General features: G+C 62.4%; 20 protein-coding genes and 1 tRNA gene. 13 read left to right on the top strand and 8 right to left on the bottom strand.

Annotated elements, in window-relative coordinates; genetic code table 11:
* Positions 1-301: 301 nt before the first annotated feature.
* Both OZ411_RS39635 and OZ411_RS39640 read right to left on the bottom strand, forming a co-directional pair.
* Positions 302-2,248 carry a molybdopterin biosynthesis protein gene (locus tag OZ411_RS39635; protein ID WP_282532286.1) on the bottom strand — a complete coding sequence of 649 codons (1,947 nt, stop codon included), beginning with the start codon at positions 2,246-2,248 and terminating at the stop codon, positions 302-304.
* A gap of 8 nt (positions 2,249-2,256) precedes the next feature.
* Entirely contained in the window at positions 2,257-3,369 is a 1,113-nt protein-coding gene (locus tag OZ411_RS39640; RefSeq protein WP_130581380.1) for a molybdopterin-binding protein, read from the bottom strand.
* Between the two features lie 209 nt (positions 3,370-3,578).
* On the opposite strand from OZ411_RS39640, the gene OZ411_RS39645 reads away from it, so the two are divergent.
* Positions 3,579-4,769: an ABC transporter substrate-binding protein gene (locus tag OZ411_RS39645; RefSeq protein ID WP_130581382.1), complete on the top strand. Its 1,191-nt coding sequence runs from the start codon at positions 3,579-3,581 to the stop codon at positions 4,767-4,769.
* Between the two features lie 87 nt (positions 4,770-4,856).
* Here OZ411_RS39645 and OZ411_RS39650 read toward each other — a convergent pair whose 3' ends face one another.
* Positions 4,857-5,819: a TAXI family TRAP transporter solute-binding subunit gene (locus OZ411_RS39650; RefSeq protein WP_282532287.1), complete on the bottom strand. Its 963-nt coding sequence runs from the start codon at positions 5,817-5,819 to the stop codon at positions 4,857-4,859.
* Positions 5,820-5,943: 124 nt separating this feature from the next.
* On the opposite strand from OZ411_RS39650, the gene OZ411_RS39655 reads away from it, so the two are divergent.
* The 7 genes from OZ411_RS39655 (at position 5,944) to OZ411_RS39685 (ending at position 11,308) form a co-directional block, all read left to right on the top strand.
* Positions 5,944-6,912, top strand: coding sequence for a tripartite tricarboxylate transporter substrate binding protein (locus OZ411_RS39655; protein WP_130581378.1), 969 nt, complete (start codon positions 5,944-5,946; stop codon positions 6,910-6,912).
* Positions 6,913-6,997: 85 nt separating this feature from the next.
* A tRNA-Ile gene (locus OZ411_RS39660) sits at positions 6,998-7,073 on the top strand.
* Between the two features lie 412 nt (positions 7,074-7,485).
* A complete protein-coding gene (locus tag OZ411_RS39665) occupies positions 7,486-7,989 on the top strand; it encodes a hypothetical protein (protein WP_282532288.1) in 504 nt (167 codons plus the stop codon).
* A gap of 123 nt (positions 7,990-8,112) precedes the next feature.
* The gene (locus tag OZ411_RS39670) at positions 8,113-8,265 is read left to right on the top strand and encodes a hypothetical protein (protein ID WP_282532289.1); all 153 of its coding nucleotides are present in this window, start codon (positions 8,113-8,115) and stop codon (positions 8,263-8,265) included.
* A gap of 188 nt (positions 8,266-8,453) precedes the next feature.
* Complete coding sequence (locus OZ411_RS39675; RefSeq protein ID WP_282532290.1) at positions 8,454-9,086, top strand: ABC-three component system protein; 633 nt, start codon at positions 8,454-8,456, stop codon at positions 9,084-9,086.
* 56 nt (positions 9,087-9,142) lie between these two features.
* Entirely contained in the window at positions 9,143-9,595 is a 453-nt protein-coding gene (locus tag OZ411_RS39680) for an ABC-three component system middle component 2 (protein WP_349017075.1), read from the top strand.
* Positions 9,596-9,601: 6 nt separating this feature from the next.
* The gene (locus OZ411_RS39685; RefSeq protein ID WP_282532292.1) at positions 9,602-11,308 is read left to right on the top strand and encodes a hypothetical protein; all 1,707 of its coding nucleotides are present in this window, start codon (positions 9,602-9,604) and stop codon (positions 11,306-11,308) included.
* A 103-nt stretch (positions 11,309-11,411) separates the two neighbouring features.
* On the opposite strand, the gene OZ411_RS39690 is transcribed toward OZ411_RS39685, so the two are convergent.
* From OZ411_RS39690 to OZ411_RS43465, 5 genes are all read right to left on the bottom strand, one after another.
* Positions 11,412-12,647: a Wadjet anti-phage system protein JetD domain-containing protein gene (locus OZ411_RS39690; RefSeq protein ID WP_282532293.1), complete on the bottom strand. Its 1,236-nt coding sequence runs from the start codon at positions 12,645-12,647 to the stop codon at positions 11,412-11,414.
* Positions 12,644-16,144: an SbcC/MukB-like Walker B domain-containing protein gene (locus OZ411_RS39695; RefSeq protein WP_282532294.1), complete on the bottom strand. Its 3,501-nt coding sequence runs from the start codon at positions 16,142-16,144 to the stop codon at positions 12,644-12,646. Before OZ411_RS39695 ends, OZ411_RS39690 begins: the two co-directional genes overlap by 4 nt.
* Entirely contained in the window at positions 16,141-16,782 is a 642-nt protein-coding gene (locus tag OZ411_RS39700; protein WP_282532295.1) for a DUF4194 domain-containing protein, read from the bottom strand. The genes OZ411_RS39695 and OZ411_RS39700 overlap by 4 nt, the downstream gene beginning before the upstream one ends.
* Entirely contained in the window at positions 16,772-18,187 is a 1,416-nt protein-coding gene (locus OZ411_RS39705) for a Wadjet anti-phage system protein JetA family protein (RefSeq protein WP_282532296.1), read from the bottom strand. Before OZ411_RS39705 ends, OZ411_RS39700 begins: the two co-directional genes overlap by 11 nt.
* A 128-nt stretch (positions 18,188-18,315) precedes the next feature.
* Positions 18,316-18,645 (bottom strand): AAA family ATPase, encoded by a 330-nt coding sequence (locus tag OZ411_RS43465; RefSeq protein ID WP_349017074.1) that lies wholly within the window; start codon positions 18,643-18,645, stop codon positions 18,316-18,318.
* Between the two features lie 301 nt (positions 18,646-18,946).
* On the opposite strand from OZ411_RS43465, the gene OZ411_RS39715 reads away from it, so the two are divergent.
* From OZ411_RS39715 to OZ411_RS39735, 5 genes are all read left to right on the top strand, one after another.
* Complete coding sequence (locus OZ411_RS39715; protein ID WP_282532297.1) at positions 18,947-19,234, top strand: hypothetical protein; 288 nt, start codon at positions 18,947-18,949, stop codon at positions 19,232-19,234.
* Positions 19,231-19,698 (top strand): hypothetical protein, encoded by a 468-nt coding sequence (locus tag OZ411_RS39720; protein WP_282532298.1) that lies wholly within the window; start codon positions 19,231-19,233, stop codon positions 19,696-19,698. The genes OZ411_RS39715 and OZ411_RS39720 overlap by 4 nt, the downstream gene beginning before the upstream one ends.
* Before the next feature lie 223 nt (positions 19,699-19,921).
* A complete protein-coding gene (locus OZ411_RS39725; RefSeq protein ID WP_282532299.1) occupies positions 19,922-20,545 on the top strand; it encodes a Uma2 family endonuclease in 624 nt (207 codons plus the stop codon).
* Positions 20,546-20,888: 343 nt separating this feature from the next.
* Positions 20,889-21,089 carry a hypothetical protein gene (locus tag OZ411_RS39730; protein ID WP_282532300.1) on the top strand — a complete coding sequence of 67 codons (201 nt, stop codon included), beginning with the start codon at positions 20,889-20,891 and terminating at the stop codon, positions 21,087-21,089.
* 9 nt (positions 21,090-21,098) lie between these two features.
* Positions 21,099-21,548 carry a hypothetical protein gene (locus OZ411_RS39735; protein WP_282532301.1) on the top strand — a complete coding sequence of 150 codons (450 nt, stop codon included), beginning with the start codon at positions 21,099-21,101 and terminating at the stop codon, positions 21,546-21,548.
* The last annotated feature ends 631 nt before the right edge of the window (positions 21,549-22,179 follow it).

A 22,179-nucleotide genomic window follows, 5' to 3' on the forward strand; every position in this document is an offset into this window, starting at 1 on the left:
GCGAGCGCAGCGAAGCAATCCATCGCGCCGCGTGTGGAGGCATGGATTGCTTCGCTGCGCTCGCAATGACGAGGATAGAGCGGCGCACTTGCACCTATCCCCTCACCCTGAGGAAACCGCGCGGCGGTCGTCTCGAAGGGCGAGGCCACTGGCGGGGCCTCATAGTTCTCCGAGCGATGCGCAGCATCGTCTCGAGACGCGCGGAGCCTGTCATCGGGCCGCGCCTTGCGCGGACCCGTTGGCGCTCCTCACCATGAGGGGCGACATTGACGTTCGCCCCGGATGGCGCCGGTGGCGGGAGCTACGCCGGGCGGAATCCCGCCTGCTCCAACGCCGCGCGGCTTTCGTCCGAGGCGAGCGCCTCGAGAAAAGCCTGCACGGCCGGGCGATGCTTGCGCGCCGTCACCAGTGCGAAGTCGTAATGCTCCTCTGCCAGCGGAATGAAGCCGAGTCCGGACGCATGCGCGACCGGCGCGATCGTCATACCCCAATCGGCGCGATGCTGGGCGACGGCGGCGGCGACTGCGTTGTGCGAGCGCGGCTGATTCCAGTAGCCGTCGGGACGCGCGCCGCCAAGCAAACGGTCGATCAGGATGCGCGTGCCGGCGCCCTGGTTGCGGTTGACCATGATGCAGGCGGAATCGACGAGCGCGGCGCGCACCGCATCCTGTGCCGACAGACCTTCGAAACGTCGGTCACCCTTGCGGAACACGATGCCCTGCATCCGCCGCCAGCCCGGCACGAGTTCGAGCCCATCGGCGAGATAGGGCACATTGTAGGTCTCGCTCTTCTCGTCGAACAGATGGATCGGCGCAAGATCGCATTCGCCGCGCTTGGCCGCCGCGAGCCCGCCAAGGCTGCCCACCGCGATCGAGCGCACCGAGAGCCCGGCACGCGCGAGCGGCGCGGTGACGAGATCGAGCCCGGTGCAATGGCTGCCGACGATGACAAGGTCAGGCACGCGCACGTGTGGCGTGAACAGCGTCACCTCGGCTTCCGTGCCGGCCGGCATCTGATCGGCCAGCGCGTCGATCTTCAGGAAGCCGTCGGCCTGCGCGAACGAAGTGATCGCGCCGGAGCCCTTGCCGGAGGGATAGGCGATCAATCCGTCCGCGCCTTCGACCAGCGACACCATGACGAATTCGGTGCGGCCGAGCTCGGAGGCGATCCGCACCGGCACCTTTGCCGTCACCTTCGCATCCGAGCGCGGCGGCAGGCCCGCCATCCGCCGCAGCACCGGCACGATCATGTCGTGGAAGGTGAACATCGCCGAGGTCGGAAATCCCGGCAGGATCACCACCGGCTTGCCGTCGCACACCGCAAGGCACAGCGGCTTACCCGGCTTCAGCGCCACGCCATGCGCGATGATGCCTGGCTTGCCGAGCCGCGCGATGATGCGATGGGAGACATCGCCCGCGCCTTTCGATGTGCCGCCGGAGAGCACCAGCATGTCGCCGCCAGCGAGCGCCTTGCGCATGGCGGCTTCGAGCTGCGCTTCGTCGTCGGCAATGGCGCCGACGAAGACGGCATCGCCGCCATTCTCGGAGATCGCTGCGGTGACGATGGCACCGTTGGTGTCGTAGATCGCAGCCGGACGCAGCGGCTGACCCGGCTGCACCAATTCGTCACCGGTGGAAAGAATGGCGACGCGCGGCCGTCGTGCGACGCCGACCTCCGCGATGCCGCAGGCAGCGAGCATGCCGATCTCACGCGAGCCGATGATGGTGCCGGCGCGCAGCAAGGTTTCGCCGCGCGCGATGTCGGAGCCGGCGTAGGACACGAATTGTCCGGGCGAAGCGGCACGGCGGATCTCGATCGCGCGCTGGCCTGCGGGTTGCGTATGCTCGACCATCACGATCGCGTCGGCGCCGCGCGGAACGGGTCCGCCGGTCGCGATCGAGGTTGCCGTATCAGACAGTACCGGCCGCGTGGGCGCGGTGCCGCAGGCGATGACCTCGTCGTTCAGCACCAGCCGCACCGGCGTAGCCTCGCTGGCCTGCGCAAGATCGGCGGAGCGCACCGCAAAGCCGTCGACATTGGAGCGGTCAAACGGCGGCACGTCGATCGGCGCGACGACATCGTTGGCCAGCGCGCAGCCGAGCGCCTGCGCGAGCGGTCGTGTTTCGCTGGCGACTGCCCTCGGAAACAACGCAGCCTCGAACCGCGCAACCGCCTCCTCGCGCGACAGGATGGTCAGGAACTGGTCCTGATCGAAATTGCCGCGGTCCTTCGCAGATGTATTGGTCATGTCGGAACTCATTCCCGCAACATATAAGCATCGATCGGCATGCCCGCAGCAAATCCTTCGGAACCGCCGGGCACCACCAGAAAGGCCTCCGCGCGCGCGATCGCATCAAACGAGAGCTCGCCCACCGCAAGCGGCCTCCATGCATCGCGCTGCCGCTCCAGCAGCACGAACTCGGCAATGCCGACGAGCGATGCGATCTTGCGCGACAGCGGCAGCGACAGTGCCTTCCTCGGCTGCCGTCCGGTCAGCCGATCGAGCACCGGCAGCGCCAGCGCCCACCACGCTGCAAACGCCTGGTCCGGCGCGCCGGGCAGCGCGACGACCGGCGTTGTTCCGATACGGCCGACCGCCGCGGTGCGGCCGGGCTGCAGGGCGATGCCATGAGCGATGACCTCGCCACGCACGGCGAGCGCAGTCACCACCGCATCGGTGCGGCCGACGCCGCTGCCGCCGATGATCACCAGGAGATCGCAGGCCGCATCTTCAAACGCGGCAACGATCGACCCGACATCACGCGCCCCCGCCTCCCGGCTGATAACCTCAGCGCCGGCGGAACGTGCGCTCTCCGCGACCAGCTTGGCGGTCACTGTGGCGCCGGGAATGTTGACGATGTGCAATCGCGGCCGTCGCACCTTGAGCCGCTCGATCCCTGCGACGCGCGCGACAAGAAGATCGCGCGGCAGCACACGTCGTCCCGCCTCGGCAATGAGGCTCCCTTCGGCGATGTCCTGGCCCTTGCGTCTGACGCCCTGCCCCGGGATCGCTTCCGCAAGCACCTGCGCAATCGGCCCGGCCGCCTCGACCAGGTCGGCATCGAGCACGCAATCGCAAGCCGAAGGCATGGCGTCACCGGCTTCGACCCAGGCGGGCGCCGCAGCCAATGGCAACGGCGAGTACGAGGAAGCGCCGACCAGATCATTGGCGCGCAGCGCCCAACCATCGGTGGCGGCAACATCATGCGGCGGACGCGCCGGCAGCGGGGGCATCTCGGCCGCGATGCAGCAGAGCGCGTCCGGAAGCGGCAACTCGATTGGCTGCACCGGCTCAAGCCCGTGCAGGAGGGAGCTGAGCGCGGTTTCCAGTGGCGTGAGCGAAGCCGGCAGGCGCTGGGTCGGAACCATGGCCGGCCTGTCTACTGTATCGGCTGCGAAATAAACAGGTGCTGCCGGATGTTCCTGCTCCGAAAGGACGCGTTGACGCCGACCCCAAACCGGTTGCAAAGAAACCAATTCAGCCGGGTTCACGTCCCGGAACAAGCAATAACGGCCAATGCGCCGGTCCAGGGAGGGAGACAAGAATGTTCGGCATAACGTTCGGTAAACCATTTTCCATGCTCGGCGCGCTAGCCGGCGCCATGCTGGCTTCGACGGCGGCGCTGGCGCAAATCTCCGACGACGTCGTCAAGATCGGCGTGCTCACCGACATGAACGGGCCGGCGTCGACGCCGACGGGACAGGGCTCGGTCACCGCGGCGCAGATGGCGATCGACGATTTCGGCGGCAAGGTGCTGGGCAAGCCAATCTCGGTGATCGTCGGCGACCATCAGCTCAAGGCCGATATCGGCTCCAGTATCGCGCGGCGCTGGTACGACGTCGATCAGGTGGATTTGATCGTCGACGTGCCGGTCTCCGCAGTCGGGCTCGCCGTGCAGAACGTCGCCAATGAGCGGAAGCGGCTGTTCATCACGCATTCGACCGGAGCGACCGATTTCCACGGCAAGTTCTGCTCGCCCTATGCCATGCAGTGGGTGTTCGACACCAGGGCGCTCGCAGTCGGCACCGCGCAGGAGGTGGTGAAGCGCGGCGGCGATAGCTGGTTCTTCATCACCGACGACTATGCGTTCGGGCACTCGCTCGAGAAGGACGCCGCGAGCGTCGTCACCAAGAACGGCGGCAAGGTGCTGGGCTCGGTGCGCCCGCCGTTTGCGACGCCGGATTTGTCGTCCTTCGTGCTGCAGGCGCAGGCCTCGAAGGCCAAGATCATCGGTATTGCCGGCGGCCCGCCGAACAACATGAACGAGATCAAGACCGCCGGCGAGTTCGGCGTGTTCAAGGGCGGCCAGCAGATGGCAGCGCTGCTCGCGCTGATCACCGACATCCATTCGCTGGGACTGCCGACTGCGCAAGGCCTGTTGCTGACGACGTCGTTCTACTGGGACATGGATGACAAGACCCGCGAATGGTCGAAGCGCTATTTCGCCAAGCTGAACCGGATGCCGACGATGTGGCAGGCCGGCGTCTATTCCTCCGTGATCCACTACCTGAACGCGATCAAGGAGACCGGCACCGACGATCCGCTGAAGGTCGCGGCCAAGATGCGCGAAAAGCCGATCGAGGATTTCTTCGCCCGCAACGGCAAGCTGCGCGAGGACAATCTGATGGTTCACGACCTCTGGCTCGTGCAGGTGAAGTCGCCGGAGGAATCGAAATATCCGTGGGACTACTACAAGATCCTCACCAAGATTTCCGGCGAAGACGCGTTCGGCCCGCCGGACCCGGCGTGTGCGCTAGTGAAGAAATGAGGTGGGCGAATGGGGAGTAGCGAATGGCGAATGGGGGAAGGCGGCGCGTGGTTATCCATTCGCTACTCGCTATTCGCCATTCGCCTCTCACTTCGCCACTCCGATCTCGCGAAAATACTTCAGCACACCCGGATGAATCAGCTCGACATTCGGCGCCGCCGCCACCGTGCTCGCCGCCGTCGTCTCGCAGGCCTGCGCCAGCTTCCTGCAGAACTCGCCTTCGATTCCATGCAGCGTCTTCGCCAGCCGATAGGCGACCTCGTCGGGCAGGCTTTCGCGCACGAGGATGAAGCTCCACGAGCCGACGGAGGCGATCGCTTCCGTCTGCTTCGGATAGCTGTTCGCCGGGATCGTCAGCGGCTTCAGGAAGGTGTGCTTGGCGCGGATGCGCGCGATCTCTTCCGCACTCGGCGCGATGAAGCGCGCGCCGGTGGGGCTTTCCGCCATCGCAGCAAAGCCCGGCCAGCCGACACCGGCCCCCCAGAGCGCCGCGGCGCGGCCGTCCTGCACCATGGCCGGCCCGTCGCCGGCGCGATCGAGATAGATCGACTTGAAGTCCTCGTCCTGCTTCAGCCCGATGCCATCGAGGATATAACGCGACAGGATCGGCAGGCCCGAGCCCTTCGCCCCAAACGCAACCGGTTGGCCGACGAGGTCGCGGATCGTCCGATACGGGCTGTCGGCCCGCACCACGAACATGCCAGGGCTCGAATACATCGCGGTCAGGATCTTGAGCTTGGTTGCGGGCCGGCCGATGCCCATGAAGGCTTCATAAGCGGGCTCGCCGGCCACCGTCGCGATGTCGAGTTGCCCGGCTTCGAGCAGCGGAATGTTCTCGTTCGAGCCCTTGGTATTGCGCGGCTCGATCGAGAGGCTCGGATCCGCCGCGTTCATGACTTCGGCAAAGGCATTGCCATAGAGCGGGAAACCGCCGCCCGGCGTCGCCGTCCCCAGGCCGATCGTGGTCTTGGAAATGGTCTTGCCTCCCTCCTGTGCGGCCGCGCTGCCGGTGAGTAGGACAACGGCGCAAACCGTCAAAGCTATTTTCATGTGGCGACCTCCAACATCCCCGGCGCGAGATTGATCGATCTTTATGCTGCAGAGGTTGTAGGCAAGGCCGGAATTTTATGAAAGCATGGCCGCAACGGTAACAAGAAAATGACGAGGAAACATAATGCTTCGCTTTTTGCGTGCGACGTCCCTTGGTTTGATTTGCCTTTTGAGCCTTGTCGCCCCCTCCTCCGCCGCCGACTATCCAAACCGCCCGGTGCGCTGGCTGATCGGATTTGCCGCCGGCGGGCCGGTTGACATCGTCGCCCGCATCATGAGCCAGTGGCTGTCGGACCATTTCGGTCAGCAATTCGTGGTCGAGAACCGCACCGGCTCCGGCGGCAACATCGCGGCCGCCGCCGCGATCAATTCGCCCGCCGACGGCTACACGCTGCTGTTCGTTGCGCCCAATAACGCGATCAGCACCTCGCTCTACAAGAAGCTGCCCTATGATTTCCTGCGCGACACCACCCCGGTCGCCAGCATTATGCAACTCACCAACATGCTGGTGATCTCCAACGCGATGCCGGTGAAAACCGTCCAGGAGTTCATCGATTACTGCAAGGCCAATCCGGGCAAGGTCTCCTATGCGTCGTCGGGCAACGGCACCTCGGTGCACATGTCGGCGGAACTGTTCAAGGCGATGACCAAATGCGAGATGCAGCACGTGCCCTATCGTGGCTCGGCGATCGCCTTTCCGGATATCATCTCCAACAAGGTGCAGTTGATCTTCGACAACCTGCCATCGGCGCTGGAGCAGGCGCGCGGCGGCAATGTCCGCGCGCTCGGCGTCACCTCGCCAAAGCGCTGGCCGAGCGTGCCTGACGTCCCCGCCATCGCCGAGACCGTGCCGGGCTTCGAATCGGTCGGATTTTACGGCATCTCGGCGCCGAAAGGCACGCCACCGGAGGTCATCGAGATCCTTAACAAGGCGGTCGGCGAAGCGCTGAAGGATCCCAAGCTCGTCGCCCGCCTGGCCGAGGTCGGCGGCATCCCCAAGCCGATGACCCCCGCCGAATTCGGCAAGCTCGTCGCCGACGAAACCGAGAAATGGCGGAAAGTGGTGGAATTCGCCGGGGTTTCGGTGGACTAGAGGCGCCGGGATTGCCCGATCGCCCCTCACCCTGTAAACGGACCCGGCACCGTTGCCGGCCCACGGATTGTGGCGGCTCGTGGCGGGGCCTGTAGCTCAATGGTTAGAGCCGGCCGCTCATAACGGTCTGGTTGCAGGTTCGAGTCCTGCCGGGCCCACCAAGGAAATCAAAGAGTATCGGTTCGCAGCGGGCCTGACTCCGATTCGCGCGATCTGACTCCGACGTTGCCACATAGGTTTGGAGTGGAGCTGGTACCGTGTCCCGGCCGATGTCTTCAATGATTAGAAGTGAGCGCTCATAACTGCCTAGTTCCAGGCTCCAATCCAGGCGCCCCGTTTTTGCGTAGTACAATTATGCGGACACTTTGAAAACGACTCGATTTCCGCTTTAAGAACGAATCGATTTCGTTTTGAGAACGACTCGATCGCAGATCCCGCTGATACTTCTCGTAAATTCCGCCTCGTTTTTTTTCGCCGATTTTTGAGCTCGAAAAAAGTGAGGGGGGTCAAATCAGCTTCTTTGGGTCCCCAGATGCCTGCATATCCCCGCTCCAACGGCCTCGCGAGGAAGCCATGAAGCAGCCACCGACGAAGTTCGTCTTCCATGAGCAAGAGGTCGGCGACGTCAGCTTTCGTGCGATGGTGGAAGCCCGTCGCGTTGTTCTTCACATGGAGAATTCGAGCGGCCGCGAGTCCAGTGTGGACCTCATTGGACAGGCATTCGCTCTGCCTTGCCTTTGCTATTCCGAAGCAGGCTGGCAGCGCCGCGGAAGCCATTCCGGTCCGCCGGGCTGGGCTGTTTGCCACGACACAGCGCTTGAGCCCCGGATGTTTCTCGGGCACCCTCACAGCGATGACGTGCGGCTTCTGGCGCACGAGTTCGGGCTGCATCGCGGAGATTTCCTCGGCCATCAGGTGGCGTTCAAGGATTCCATCGCTGGCCAGACTTTAAAGCAGATCATGCTCCATGATCCCATCCGCGCGGCGCTCTTCCGGAAGGCCGACGCATCGCTCGACAATTGGGCCGAGCAGGTCGTTTCCGAGGAGCCGGCGCGACCCTGTCGACTGGCGATATGAGGGGACTCCGGCTTCGAAGGCCTTAGACGAAGTGAGTAATCCTCTGGCGCAGGGGCGGTGGTCGACATCTTCTCAACCCAAGGTCATGCCTGCTATATCCGGCACCGCATACCGGAGGAGTCGATGAGAAGCGCTGCCATTCGGATCCAGGAACTCGATGACAGCCAGCTTGAGGAGTTCGTAGATCTTTGGGCGAGCCAAAAGTCGAAGCTATACGTCAGCGTGGAGCGGGTCGGCGGCGCCAACGATAAGGGCCGAGACGTCATCGGATTCTAACCCTCCGCCGACACGAAGGCGAATGGCACCTCTACCAGTGCAAACGGAAGACGCTGGGATCGAAACTCGGGCTTTCAGAGGCGCTGCTCGAACTCGGAAAGGTCTTCTACCATCATTCCGAGGGCGCTTACGCGACGCTCCCAACTAAGATCGTTTTCGTTTCGCCGAGAGGCATTGTCGGCCCGTTAATGACCTTGCTTCAAAATCCTTCGACGATAGCCGGAGCGCTAATCGGCAACTGGGATAACTACTGCAAAAACAAGATCACGAACGTGCCGGTGCCCCTCACGGATCGATTAAAGGCCCTGATCGACGGATACGACTTCGTCAACGTCGAGTATCTAACGGCGCCTTTGATCGTCAAAGATCCGGCCGCTCGCGCGGCTCTGATCAAGGTTCTCGGTCTGATCCCGGATGAAGCCCCGCCGGGCGTCGCCCCCGTCTCCATCCAGCCCGAGGAACTCGAGTATGTCGACCAGCTTCGCCGGGTGTACAACGAGGCATCGGGAAGCGAAATTCAGACGGCCGACGAGATCCTGCGGCATCCGGAGCATGCCCAACATTTTCTCGATCAGCGCACGCGCTACTTTGATGCCGAGCATTTTCAGCGCTTCCACCGCGACAGCTCACCTCCGGAAGCGTTGGCGGCTTTCCGTGAGGACGTCTATCATGGCGTCATCGACGTCCACCGTCAGCGTCACCCGAGCAGTCTCGAACGACTGGACGCCGTTATGCGACACGCGTCGAGGTTGCCCGCTGGTCTGATCGGCCGCGTCGTACTGCGTGCCCGTCAAACAGGGGATGTGCCACCACCTGGCTAACGAGGGACGAATGAAATGGATTCCGTAGAGAGCTTCGGAAAACTGTTCAATTCCCCCTGGAGGCGGGGATCAGGGCCGTCGTAGTGCTGGAAAAGCTGCGTCCGGAAGCCGCCGATCTCGCAGAGATGGTGCTTTTGGATCACGTGGTGGTCCACACTGCTGATATCGAAGGGCCGCCGAGTCTACATCCAGACCTATCCGATCGCAAGGGCGAGCTTCTCGTCAGGCGGCGTCTCGTCGAGAGGAGCCTTGACCTGATGCGCCGCTGCCATCTCGTCGATCAAGAAATCACCGACCAAGGAGTTCTGTATCGAGCTTCCGACGAGGCTGCCGGTTATATCGAGCTTTTGGAAACGCACTATTCCCAGAAGTTGAAGGACTGCGCCGATTGGATCGCGCTTCAGGTAAGGTCGGTCGGCAAACATCAATTCAAAAATTTCGTGCGCACCCAGATCGGAGATTGGACCGAGGCGTTTAGCACGACTAGCGGAACCTCCCTTCAGGGATAATGAGGGATGGGGGTCGCGCGCTTCATCATCCGTCGGCTGGCCGTAACGGGACCGAAGGTCCCGACGGCCGAACTGCTGTTCGCGGATGGCGTCAATGTCATTTGGGGCGCGTCGAACACGGGAAAATCGTTTACAGTCAAGCTTCTCGATTTCATGTCGGGCGCAAAGCCGAAAATGCTGCCCAACATCAATCAGCGACAAGGTTACAACAAAGCCTGGCTTGACCTGATCCTGCCGACATCTGGCCAAGTCACTCTCGTGCGCGCGCTCGCCGGCGGTAGCTTCGGACTGTACAACCATTGGGTCCAGCCTGACACCAAGGAAGAAGCGACGCGCACGCTTTCACCGGAACACAAGGGGAAAGACAGCCTTTCTGGGTTTCTGTTGGCAGAAATCGGCATCGCCGACAAATCTATTTCAAAGACGCAGCACGCCGCGAAAGTCGCATTCTCCTTCAGACATTTTGTCCCCTACCTCTTGACCGAGGAAACGGACATGATGGGAGAGTGGCCTCCGATCCGAATTTCGGACTTTAACAGCGACACGTTGGATAAGAATGTCCTGAAATTCATTGCCACCGGCATCGATGATTCCGCCGTCATCGAGACGCCCAGTCCCGATGCCCAGAAGTCCATCAACTCCGGCAAAGTTCAGGTGGTCGAAGAGATGCTCGCGACCGCAGAGCAAGAGCTCAACCGCGAGTATCCCGACCCATCCGACCTGGAAAATCAGCTTGCGAAACTTGATAAGGCCACCGACGAGCTCCAGTCGACTTTGGTCCAGCGCCAAAACGAACTGGATCAACTGCGGCTTGATCGACGGTTCATTGTCGACTCGATAGCCGAAACCCAAGAGCGGCAGACCGAGCTCGCACTCTCTCTCGAACGCTTCTCCGTGCTGAAAAATATCTACGACAGTGACGTCGAACGGCTGTCGTCGCTCGAAGAAGGCGGCGCGGCCTTGATGGCCACCGCTCACCGGCCGTGCCCGCTCTGCGGAGCAGATCCCGAGCATCAACGACACGCCCACGGCTTCGAAGAAGTGGAACGAGCGCAACGAGCCGTGCGAGCCGAAATCGCGAAGATCGAACTCGAGCGATCCGACCTGATGAAGGCAACTTCTTCTCTGCGGGTCGAACAGGAAGGCCTCGCCCGCCGTGAAGAGCGATTGACGCGGGACCTGCAGTCCGTAGACGACCGGGTTGCCGAGGCGCGGCCTCGTGAAGCGGCCAGCCGATCCAGTTACGAGGAGCTGGCCCGCACGCGAGACAATGTGCAAATGGGCCTCTCACTGGCGAGGCGCGTTGAGGCACTTAGGCAACGAAAGGGCGAACTGGATTCGTTCAGGGCGACCAAGATCCCGAAATCGGAAATCAATGTCGGCGTCGGTAGCGCCGTTGGGCATGAGATTGCGATGGCAGTGCAGTCAGTATTGCGCGCCTGGCACTTCCCGGGAGATCCCAGCGTATCATTCGACGATGCCACGCACGACATCTTGGTGAACGGCCAAGACCGCCGCGCGAATGGAAAGGGCGTTCGCGCACTTTTCAACGCCGCCTTCAAGATCGGCCTGCTGGACTATTGCAGGCAGAAGCAACTGCCTCACCCTGGCGTCCTGGTGCTCGACAGCCCCTACTCACGTATCGCCAGGGACAGAAGTCGCGTCACGGGGAGCTTTCCGAAGATGAGAAGGCAATCGCGGCCAGCGGTGTGAAGGAACGCTTCTTCATTTACTTGAAGGAAAAGAGCGCCGAGGCTCAATTCATCATCATCGAGAATGACCCGCCGCCCCCTTCTGTCGCAGACTACGCCACAATCTATTCTTTTGTAGGCAACGAGGGAGAGGAAGGTCGAAAGGGATTTTTCTGATCGACGATCTTAGGATCCAGCGCCTCCTGCTCGAGGTGACGCACGTCCGATCCGTACGCCAACCACTCCGCCAGCTCGCGGATTGCACTGTCGGACTTCGCGATCGAGGCCAAGCTCGGATCCGCATCTGCCGGCTGGCCGGATCTCTCAGCCAGCTCCTTGGTCATCAGGTGCGGACGCGGTCCGCGGGGCAGGTTTTCCTCCAGGTATCTGAAAATGCGCACGCCGCCGGCGTCCACGTCGCCCCAGTGAAGGAACGGCACCTCGGCCGGCACGAAGGTCAGGACCTTCGATAGAAGCTCGATGAGGCCCGCCGCCGGGAAGCCGCCTGTGTACACGACCAGGCTGCCGTCCTCGATCTCGCGGACCTGCCTATTGAAACTGGCATAGTTCTCGACCGTGAGGATCGCCGCCGGCACCTGAAGCAGCGAGAGTTGCGGCAGCATCTCCGGATGAATCGACGCGAACGGCCTGGCGCGACCATCAATCAGAGGACCGCCGGCGCCTACCACGGCAACGGGCCCTTTCAGGTGAACAGGGTGACCAAAGCGCTCCAGCCCGATGTGCGCCCATACCACATCCACCGCTGCGCTGGGCTGCCCGATCCGCGCGCCGAGAACGGCGGCGAGCCGCGAAGCGTGCCGATCGAAGGCCTTCGTGTCGTTCGTCGCCTTTTGGGAGAACGTTCGCGCGTCCAGTCCCCGGGCCTCCTGCCGCGAGATGGACGCCAACAGCGTGAAGAACTCCCTGGCGGAATCGGCCTGGCCGGCCGTCAGGCGATAGGCGGCCTCGCCGCGCGCCCACCTAGCCGCCATCTCGTCTAACAGGGTAGCAAGCCACGGTTCTCCGGTCGCTGCAACCGGAAGCAATTCGTCCCTGACGCGTTGCGCGACCGCCGGCGCGGTCGGGCGACCAAGATGCCTGGCGAGCAGTTCCGGGTTTAGGACACGGACCCGCTCGATCAGGTGGCTCCGGTCCCTCTTGCCTCGCTCCATTTCGACGGCGCCGAACCTCGCCGCCGCGGCCATCTGGTCGTGAAAACGGCTCACCTGCTGCGCGGTCGAGAGCCTGTCGTACTCCGGAGCTGCGGAAGCCGGCCGCGAGCGGTCGGGATTGCGCTCGCTCCGCTCCAGCAATCGTTCGAGGAATTCGACGCCAGCGTCCGCTTTACGAACGTCGGTCATTCCGCGGCCTGGTCCTGCGGGACAGCCGCAGCCTTCTCAGCGGCGATCAACTCGGATTTGAACACGTCGAAGCCCTTACGGTACGGATCGATTGCAACGATCGCGTCGCGCGCCTTCTCGGTCAGGAATTCGGTGTCAATCATCACCTGGTTGCCCAGCCGGTTCACGTTGACGACGGTGTCGACCACTTCCATGAACACGTGGCGCTTTTCGTCGGGGGTGGCCAGCATGACCTGGAGCCCGAGATCCCGCATGAATTCAGAGCACTGACCGATCGCCTTCGTATCCAATCGATTGAAGGCCTCGTCGAAGATTGCGAGGGACAGCCCGCTCTCGCCGGTACGCCGGTTCTGGTACGTGGCGGCCAGCGAGGCACCGATGGCGATGTAGAAGGGCAACTGCCCTTCACCGCCGGATCCCGTGCCCGCGCGGCTCGTCAGCGAAGAGCGGATCTTCCCGTCGGCATCTTGGATGTAGAGTTCGAAGTTGAAATACTTGCGCGGATCCTCGATTTCTTCGGTCCGTGCCTCCGGATTCGACAGAATCTCCTCGATCTGGCGGACGGCCCGCATCATGGGGGTGTTCGCGTCCTCGCTGCGATCCCCGAAGAGCGGTAGATTGAACTCCGGCTTTCGGGATTCCTCGACGAGCTCGATCATGTCGACGTGGGTCGGCGCCTCCAACGCCTTGAACGAGTAGTAGTCGCGCCCGTGGAACTGTCGATCCTTCAGGTGACGGTTGAGCTCGCTCAAGGTGGATTTGATGCCGGTGAAGGCGTCGTCGAGCCGGTGAAGGAGGTCATCCCTGAACGCCGACGTCATCTCGGTCGCGGCATTACGGCACTTCTCTTCGTACTGGACCAGTTCGTGCCCGTCTAGGCGCTCCTTTTCGGCGGCCGCCCATTGTTCGACGGTCGCCGGGGTCGCTTCTTCGGCGGTGAATGGCGGCACGACATGGAAGTCCTGACCGTGCTTATTCATCGCGTTGGTCATTTCGCGCATGAGGCTGGAGCGCCGTGTCGTAGAACGAGCCTCCCTGTCCGCGGTCAGCCCGTCGATGCGGTTCGGTATCGTCTCCGTCGCCATTTCGGCAACCTCCGTCCGGTAGTCACGCATGGCTGTTGATTGCGGGAAATCTTGCCGCATCTGACGCGCACGGTCGCGTCGAGCTGCACGCGCGGCGTCGCGGTTCTTTTGCATGTAGTCATCGTACGCACCCTCGGCGCGGTCTCTCGCACTTTGCGCACGAGTCGACGCGTCCTGCTTTTCGGTCTTGAGCCGATTAGCCGCCTTGACCTCGCCAGCGAGGCGCTCGAGTTCGGCGATGAGCTTGGGATCGCGGTTCCGCCGGGCGTCCTCGATGTTCTTCCCGATCTCCTCGAGCTTCCGGTCGAAATCAACTAGGGTCGCGCCGCTGTCCACACAGGTCAGGCCGGCACCACGTGTCGCTCGGAACTGTGCGAACATGGCTTCGAACAGGCCAGCTTCTTCTTCCGATCGCCGGACGTCTCCCGCCGATGCCGCAAGCTGCTGGAGCAGTTGCGCTCGTTCGTCTTCGAGCTGTTTGCGCATCTGGTCCTGCGTAGCGCGCCCAAGCTTCAGATAACGCGGCTTCTGCAGTCGCCGGACCGTCCGCCCGCCTTGCATCATCAGGTCGGGGGTAATGGCGTTCTCCGCAGCGACCATCCTGTCCATAGCCTCGACCAACATAAGGTGGCCGATGCGATAGTTGAGGAATGCTCTGGCGTGACGGTTTTCCGTGCTGATGATCTGTGCGAGAGAGCCCTTTTCGGCCGGCCGAGTGTTGTCGGTCTTGGTCGTGTTGATGACCTCCGCATCCCTGAAGGAATGCTCTCCGCCTTCGCGGAAAATCTCCAAGGCACGCACCGCCCTCGTGGGTTCGACGATCAACGCCTCTCGGGAGCGGCCGAGAACCGCCTCGGCCGCCATGCGCCATTTGTCGTCCCGAATCTCAACGACTTCGCACAGCGGCGTCGCTTCGATGCCGTGCGACGCGAGCTGCCTCATGAGGTCCCTGGTACCGCCTTCGATCGGGCTTAACCCTTGCTCCATCCGCCTCAGGTTGCTGTCGATCAGCTCGATGCGATCCTGCAGCCCCTTGGTTGCAACCCGTGCGTGGAAATGCGCGTCCGAGAACGCCTTTCGGGCAGCCTCGAGGCGCTCCTGATCGACCGCCACAAGAGCCGCATCCAGGTGCGACGCGCTATCCTCCCAGTTTTCCGGGAGCGGCTTGTCCCACTCGGAAAGTTGGGCCCTCCCTCGAGCTACGACGACTGCGCTCAGCAGTGCGTGCAACAGGTCGTCGCGACGAACCAGCAGATTGAGTTCGACGGCCTTCTTGATCGAAGCGACGAGGCTATCGATCTCCTTGACTGGCGCCATGGCGTTGGCGCGCTGACCCAGGGTCAGATTCTTGTCCGACTCGTACATCTGGGCAAGCTGCTCGCCGTCGCTGGTCTTGATCGAGAGCTCGACGGTCTTGTGCTCGACGTCGAGCGTGGCGTGCCTGGCGGCTGCCGCGGTCGCCTCGATCTCGGCCTTGCTCGCGGCGCTCTTTAGCTGCGCGACGTTCTCCTGCTGACGCCGCGCCTCGCGGCGGAACTGCTCCCATTGCAGGCGGGCGATCTGCCAGCCGGTGATCGCGATCACCCGTTCGTTTTCTACGGCGCGGCCAACGATGCGGAGGATGCCAGCGAGGCTCGCGCTCTGCGCCCTCAACTCCTCGATGCGACGGGTCAACGAACGCCAATGTTCGATACCGCGACGAAGCCTGTCGACCTGCAGGGGCTGAACGTCGAGAACGTAGTTCCGGACGAATTCTGTGGGATTGTCTACTGGCTTCAGCAGCAGCGCGTTCCGGAACGCCCGCTGGAAGCGCCTGGCGTCGAGCGGGAAGCCTGCCGGCGACAAAGCCCTGAGCGATTCCGCCACGAAGTCGGTCGCACTCGAGAACGCGTCGTCGACTTCGATATTCCGTGCGCGCAAAGCGGTGCGCACCGCATGCCACTGCAGCGTCTCAACCTCGTCGTCTCCTACCGCAGCGAGAATGTCGTCTTTCGTCAGCGCGCCCTTGGCAATGAAGCGCGCCTCGCAGGACTCGTCGCTCCTCGATGCCGATGCCGAAAAGGCCACGCCCAGGCTCACCGCAGAGCCGTCGTCCAGATCCTCGAAGACCAGGATGATGTAGGTGTACGCATGCTGGCGCGTCGGCTCCGACCGCTCGCCCTTCTCGTCGAGCGAGACCACGCCGAGGCAGTAGTCGCGCAGCGTCCGCTTGCTCCTGACGTTGCTCTGGGCGCTCGGATTGAACCGGATGCTGGCCATGCTCGCGCCGGAGAGCACGGTCTGCACGGCGTCGATGATCGCCGATTTGCCCGCCCCGTTCGGGCCGATGATCGCGGTCATGCCGCGCATATCGACCTGCTGCGCCCGGAACAGATACCAATCGACCAGGATGATGCGACGCAGTTCGATCACGCCTGCACCTCCCTCGCGGCGTCGGCCTTCGCCGTCGCCGCGGTGGAGCGCGAGACGAACTCTTCAAGAGAGCCGAGCGTGTCCTTGGACACCACGATCGGCAAGGCCGGCCGCAGGAACAGAGTGAAGTTCCTGTCGTCCCGATCCTCGATCCGCACGAGCCCACGGTGCCTGAAGCCAGCCAGGATTTCCTTGACCCGGCCGAAGTTGGGCCGCTCACGATGGGTCCGGTCTTCATAGATCTGCAGAATCTGCTCGCTCTCGACTTCCACCTCGCCGAATTCCTTGGCCTCGAACCGCGTGAACGCCTCCTCGTAGTGGAGCCGCAGCACCAGCAGGAGCAGGCTTTCGTCAAGTTTCATGCTCTGGCGAGGAGGCAGTTCGTTCGCTACCAGGCCGACGTATCCGTCGTTCGGCCTGCCCACGACGCGGTAACCGAGCGCGTCGAACAGATTCTCGAAGTACCCCATGTAACGGCGGAGCACCTCATAGGAGGTCTTCATGCCCCAGTCGTTCTCGTAGATGAACTGGGCGCGCCAGAGCGACTGCGCGGCCTGGCGCAGCTCCTTCTGCAGCCGCTCGCCGTCGCCGCCCTCGGAGTCCTCGTCGTCGATCAGTTTGGAAAGATCACGCAGCATCGGCCGAGGTCCTCGTTCTCTCGATCCGGAAGGCGGTCACATCGATCCAATCGTTGGCCGTACGCCCCTCCTCAAGCGTGATCGTGAATTCACCCAACCGCACGGAGCGACCGACCGCAGCCAGGCTCGGGATGGCCCGGTAGGCAAAGAGATCCGGAACGCCCTCGATCTCGATCTCCGCGGATGACAAGGCGTCGCGGCCTTGCATCTGCCGGCGAGCGAACTCGAGCAGCTTCTGGTCAGACACGCGCACCATCCGGTCGAACTCGGTCGTAGCCCGGACATAGGCGCGCAGATAGGGATCCTGTTTCGGGACCTTGAAGCGCGTCCGCTCGGGCGGCGCCTTCGGAGGCGGCGGCGTGTACAGCGCGAGCGACGTGATCGGAAGACCCACGTCCGGCGAGCTCAGGCGGATCTCCACTTCATCGCTGCCCATTTTCGAGAGTTGCTCGATCAGCCGGACGATCCGCTCGGCGGAGCCCTCTCCCATGACATCCATGTAGTGGACGGTGGTGCGGATGCGGCGTTCGAGGCGATCCCTGAAATCCTCGATCTTGTCCATGAAGGGGCCGACGTCCTCAAAGACGCTCTTGATCTTCTCGAGCTCGGCGATGATGCGCTCCTCGGCCGTCGCGATCGTGGCGCCCGGGGCCATGACACCCTGCTCGATGTAGGCGCGCGCGATCTTGCCGATGCGCTCGGCGTCCGCGAGCATATCGCCCGCGAGCGATGCGATCGTGCGGCGATGACGGTACGGGTTGTTGGACGTCTTGAGCTGCTTGTAGTCGGCGATCAGCAGCCCATCGACGAAGTCCTGGAAGAACGTGCGGAGGATGGCCGCCGCGTTCGGGTTGCCCAGAATGCGGTCCTCGATCTCGCGCATGCCGGCGAGGATACGGCGCATGCTGCGAGCGAACCGTAAAGCCGTGTCGTGCGCATTGGCGAGGCCTTGGGCCATCGTCTCTGGCTCCCGGAACGCAGCCTCAAGATTGTTCTTCACGTCGACCACGGCGCCGGCGACGCGCACGCGGCTGTTACCGAAGTCGGTGATCGCGCCCAGGACCATGAACGCGTCCGGGTTCATGTCGACGTAGGTGCGCCATTTTTCGGTTTCTTCCGTGAGCCAACCGGTATCGCGCAATCGATAGTAGGCCAGGTAGTGTGCTTGGCTTGTGGTCTGATCCTCTTCGGGATCGCCTTCCGAGAGGTCGCCCATCGATCCGATGCCGAACTCCGAAAGCCCGATCTCGATCTGCTTCACGACCTCTTCCCTGAGCGGGGTCTCAAGGATGCGAGCCGAGTAGACCCTCTCATAGAGCCGCATCAGAAGGCGGGCATAGACGTGCTTCTTCGGCCCTGACAGGGGCTTGAAGAGGGTGTCTGGAAGGTAGCCAAACAGTTTCATCTATCGGTCCTTCAGTCGCCCGATTGAACCGTGACGGCTACTCAACCGCAAGGAAAAAGTGTGAAGTTTCAGGATCTTCTCCTGATTTTCCTTGGCTTTGGGCTCGCGTTAAGGTGACAGATCCGACTTTATACTGAGATGCGACCGGCCATTTGCAGGCGCTCAACGGCTTCGTGAAAGTCGAGTTCATCGATTTTGTCACGCCTTGCCCGCGCCGTCAGCCGGGCCGCTTCGTTCACGACCCAGGCGGCATCGCTCATGGGGCGGCCGGCGAGTAATTGGGCTGGCTTGGAGAGGTCCAGAAGGTCATGCGGCCGGTCCTTGAGCATTCCCCGCAGCGCCAGTTCGACCTCTTCTGCGGTCGGGTAGTCGACCAGCACTGAGTGATCGAAGCGTCCTTTGCGCAACAGAGCAGGATCCAGTGCATCCCTGCGATTGGTCGTCGCCAAGACCAGCACGTCGTTTTCGCAGCGGCCTCGATCATCCGGAGGATCTCCGTCAGTTCCTCCACCTTGTGGTCGTGGGACAAGGGTCCGCGCGCCGGCGCAACGGCATCAATCTCCTCCAAGATCAGCAGCGACGGGGCGCTACGCTTCGCTTGCTCGAAGGCCTGCCTCATCGAAACGGTCGTCTGATGGACAAAGGGGCTTCCGAGTTCGCCCAGATCCAACCTGAAGGTTGGTCTCCCGAGGGCGGCGACGAGCGTGTCGACCGCGTGGGTCTTGCCGGATCCCGGCGGCCCATAGAGCAGGATGCCGTTTGGAAGCTGCACCCGGAGCGCTTGGTATCGTTCCGGATCTGCGCAGGGGCTATCCGTATTCTGGCGCCGCCACAGAGGGGGCGCAGGCCGTGTTTGGCCGCATCTACCAGGTCCTCGGGTTCGGACGGGAGGACAAGGCCTTTGACCCCTTGCGAGACCTGGTCGGCGACTTCATCCGGACGCGCCTGCCGGTCGGCCCCGGCGACGTTGTGTTCGGCAGGCCGGTCGAGCGGCGGGTGACGGCCAGGTCTCCATCCCGCAAGCTGCGCACCATGCCTTCTGCATGAGCGAGGAAATCGTCCGCTTGGTTCTCGATCGCAAGGTGCACCGGAAATGGAAGCTCACGTCCGAGCGCGGCTACATGTCCCTGTTCCTCAACCTCAAGGAGGTCCGTGCTCTTGTCCGAGGGCCGGACCATGGCGGGCTGACCGGCGTCGAGATCTCCGATCGGTTGCGCGTCGCTGACCGCGTCTCAGCCGCCCTCATCAAGCACGGGCACCTGAAGTCGATCACCGTGGTCAATCCCGTCAATCGCTGCCCGACGGTCGTGGTGCCGGTTCGGGAGGTCGAGCGGTTTGATCGCGAATTCGTGTCCCTGTTCGCGATCGCGAGACAGCGGGGGCGGCATTTCATGGTGGTCAAGAAAGAGCTCCAGCACGCCGGCGTGGAGCCCGTGTTCAATCCCAGAAAGATCGGGGCGACGTTCTACCGCAGGGCAGACCTGCTAGAGGGTGAAATTAGCCGTTTATAAGCCGACCACGCCCTATCTTGAACCGTGCAAAACCTGCGCAGGTTCCGGACTCCGATCCGCGGGACCAACTATGTATGGCGGGCTGAAATGGCGCCAGCGTTAACGCTGTCTTGCCGGCTGGTGTTGAGGGCGACTGGAAAAGGCCCCATATTGGGTTGCGAGCACTCAATAGGCCAGCTTGGCTGGCGCAGCCCCGACACAAGGGCGAGGAGCACTGGAATTGATGGCGGACGCTGCGGAAAACATCGACATGACGATCGCCGAATTCGACGAGTTCGTCGAAAGCGTAGCCGACGGAAGGAAGTACGAGCTTTTCGACGGCGCGCCTGTGCTGATGAGCAATCCCAACGAGACGCACGAGCAGATCGCTGGCAACATCGGGGCCCCCCTCAAGCTCGCGATGGATAAGCGGCGCTGCAGGACCTATTTCGGCGGCATGATGGTGCAGGCTTCTGCGAGTTCGACCGGTCGCGACAAGTACCGTCCCGACATCGTGGTTCGCTGCGGTCCGCCGAGCAACAGCACGTTCATCACCGATCCGATCGTCGTGGTCGAGGTTCTCTCTCCATCCACGATGGATCGCGATCGAGGCCGGAAGCTGCAATTCTACAAAGATCTCCCGACGATGCAGCACATCGTACTGGCCTACGCCGACCAGATGCGTGTCGAGCACTATGTCCGGACCGAGAACGGATGGGAGCTCAAAGTCCTGCCGACGCCGGAGCACGTGCTCGAGCTCGATGCCGTCGAGTTCAGCATGGACCTGGACACGGTCTATTTCGACATCCCTTTTGACAAAGCCCCTCGGCCTCGGTTGAGGACGGGGGGCTCGGGCCCCAAGATCTGAGATCCGTCAGCGGATCGATCTGGCCCTTGTATCCAGCGCGGCACGTCCCGAAAAGCTAGGGGCGCTCGTCGACGATGGGTGTCGCCGTCCGTTAAACACGCTCAAGAGATGCCGGGATTATGCACAGAATCGAAATCAGCGACGAAACATACGAAACCGCGAAGAGAATTGCGGCCCTCGATAGCATCGACGTCCGGACACTCATCGAGAGCCTGGTACGTCGCCATGTCGAGTATATCGACATGTTCCAGGATGCGTCGTCCGAAAAACGATCGTTCAGCTTGGAATGTTAGGAGAGGACCACAACCTTCTTCGCAACTCATTTAAATTGAGCGCTTCGTTCATGCCCTCCAAGCCCATTCAACTGACCGACGACGCCTTCCTGATGTTGCGAAAGGCGATCGAAAACATGGACAGCGAGGTCGGTATCCAGTTGGTCGCGGCCGACATCATGGCCGCCGCCGAATTGATCGAGGCCGAATACGCTGCCGTCCGCGACACGAATGATTGGATCGAGCTTCGCGCCACAACGGCGGTCAGCTAGAGTCCACAGATGCCAGTCGATCACGTGCAATTCTGCACCAAAAAGTACCTGAAAAACTCCTACGGCTTTCGAGCAGCGGCCGTGCGGCCGGATCTTGTCGAGAAAGCAAACGGCTTGTTGACGGCTAACGCTACCGGCATAGGGGCCGCGCTCGGCGTGCAGACGATCGCAGAGGACTCCGATGAGATCGCCTTCATCGTCGGCGAGAATGGGCTGTTTCTGGCCGACATAGCCAGGGGCGTGTCTTATTCATCGATTGTCGGGACCCGCGCCGAATACCAAGACAAGCAGGAATTCCGCGCGATTGACCTCGATCTGGACGACGGCTCCAGTGTGAAGCTCAAAGTCGAAAGTGGACATGGCAAGCTTCGCGATGCATTCGCCGTCTCGTCTTTCCTCAGGCATTTGCTCCAACGTTTGAAGCAGGATCACCCGGCCTACCAGCCGTACTCGGGTTGAGGGATACTAGCGCAGACGTGTGTTGGCCCCCGGATTCGTGAGGGAGACCCAACGGCGACAGCGGCGATCTAATTTGAGGGACGCACTTTGCCCCGCAGGTCCCGTTTCGCCTGTCAACGCGCTGGAGTGCGTGAGCGGGATTTGAACGGTTAGAGTGTGCTCAAGGGACGTACTATGCCTGTCGCTGCACGAGTGCAGCCGTGGGCAAAGTTGGTCCTCTATAAGTTGGTCCCCGAATCGGGGCAAAGTAGGTCCCCTAGGCTGAAACACATAAAGCCCCGCCAGCGATGGCGGGGGCTTTTCATTGCGGATGTCGTGGTCGAGGACGAACGTCGATCAATCGGACCTATGTCCGCTTTACCTCGACGAGCCGGCATCCAGGATGGACGAAGGGATCGTCAGATATGGGGCCAGAAGCTGACATGGATCTTTCCGAGGGCAGCAATTCATTGTTCATATCTGCTGCATGCGCGAGCAAGTCTTCTCGAAAGGCGCGACCTCCAAGTCGCATCGTTTGCCACTTGATGGTGCGTCGAGGAAAGATCCCGGCGCCAATTCCCGTTACTCACTTGCCGCCAGTGACATCGAGGAACGTGCCGGTGATGAACGAGGCCTCGGCGCCGGCTAACCA

Source organism: Bradyrhizobium sp. Arg237L, assembly GCF_029990105.1.
GTDB lineage: Bacteria > Pseudomonadota > Alphaproteobacteria > Rhizobiales > Xanthobacteraceae > Bradyrhizobium.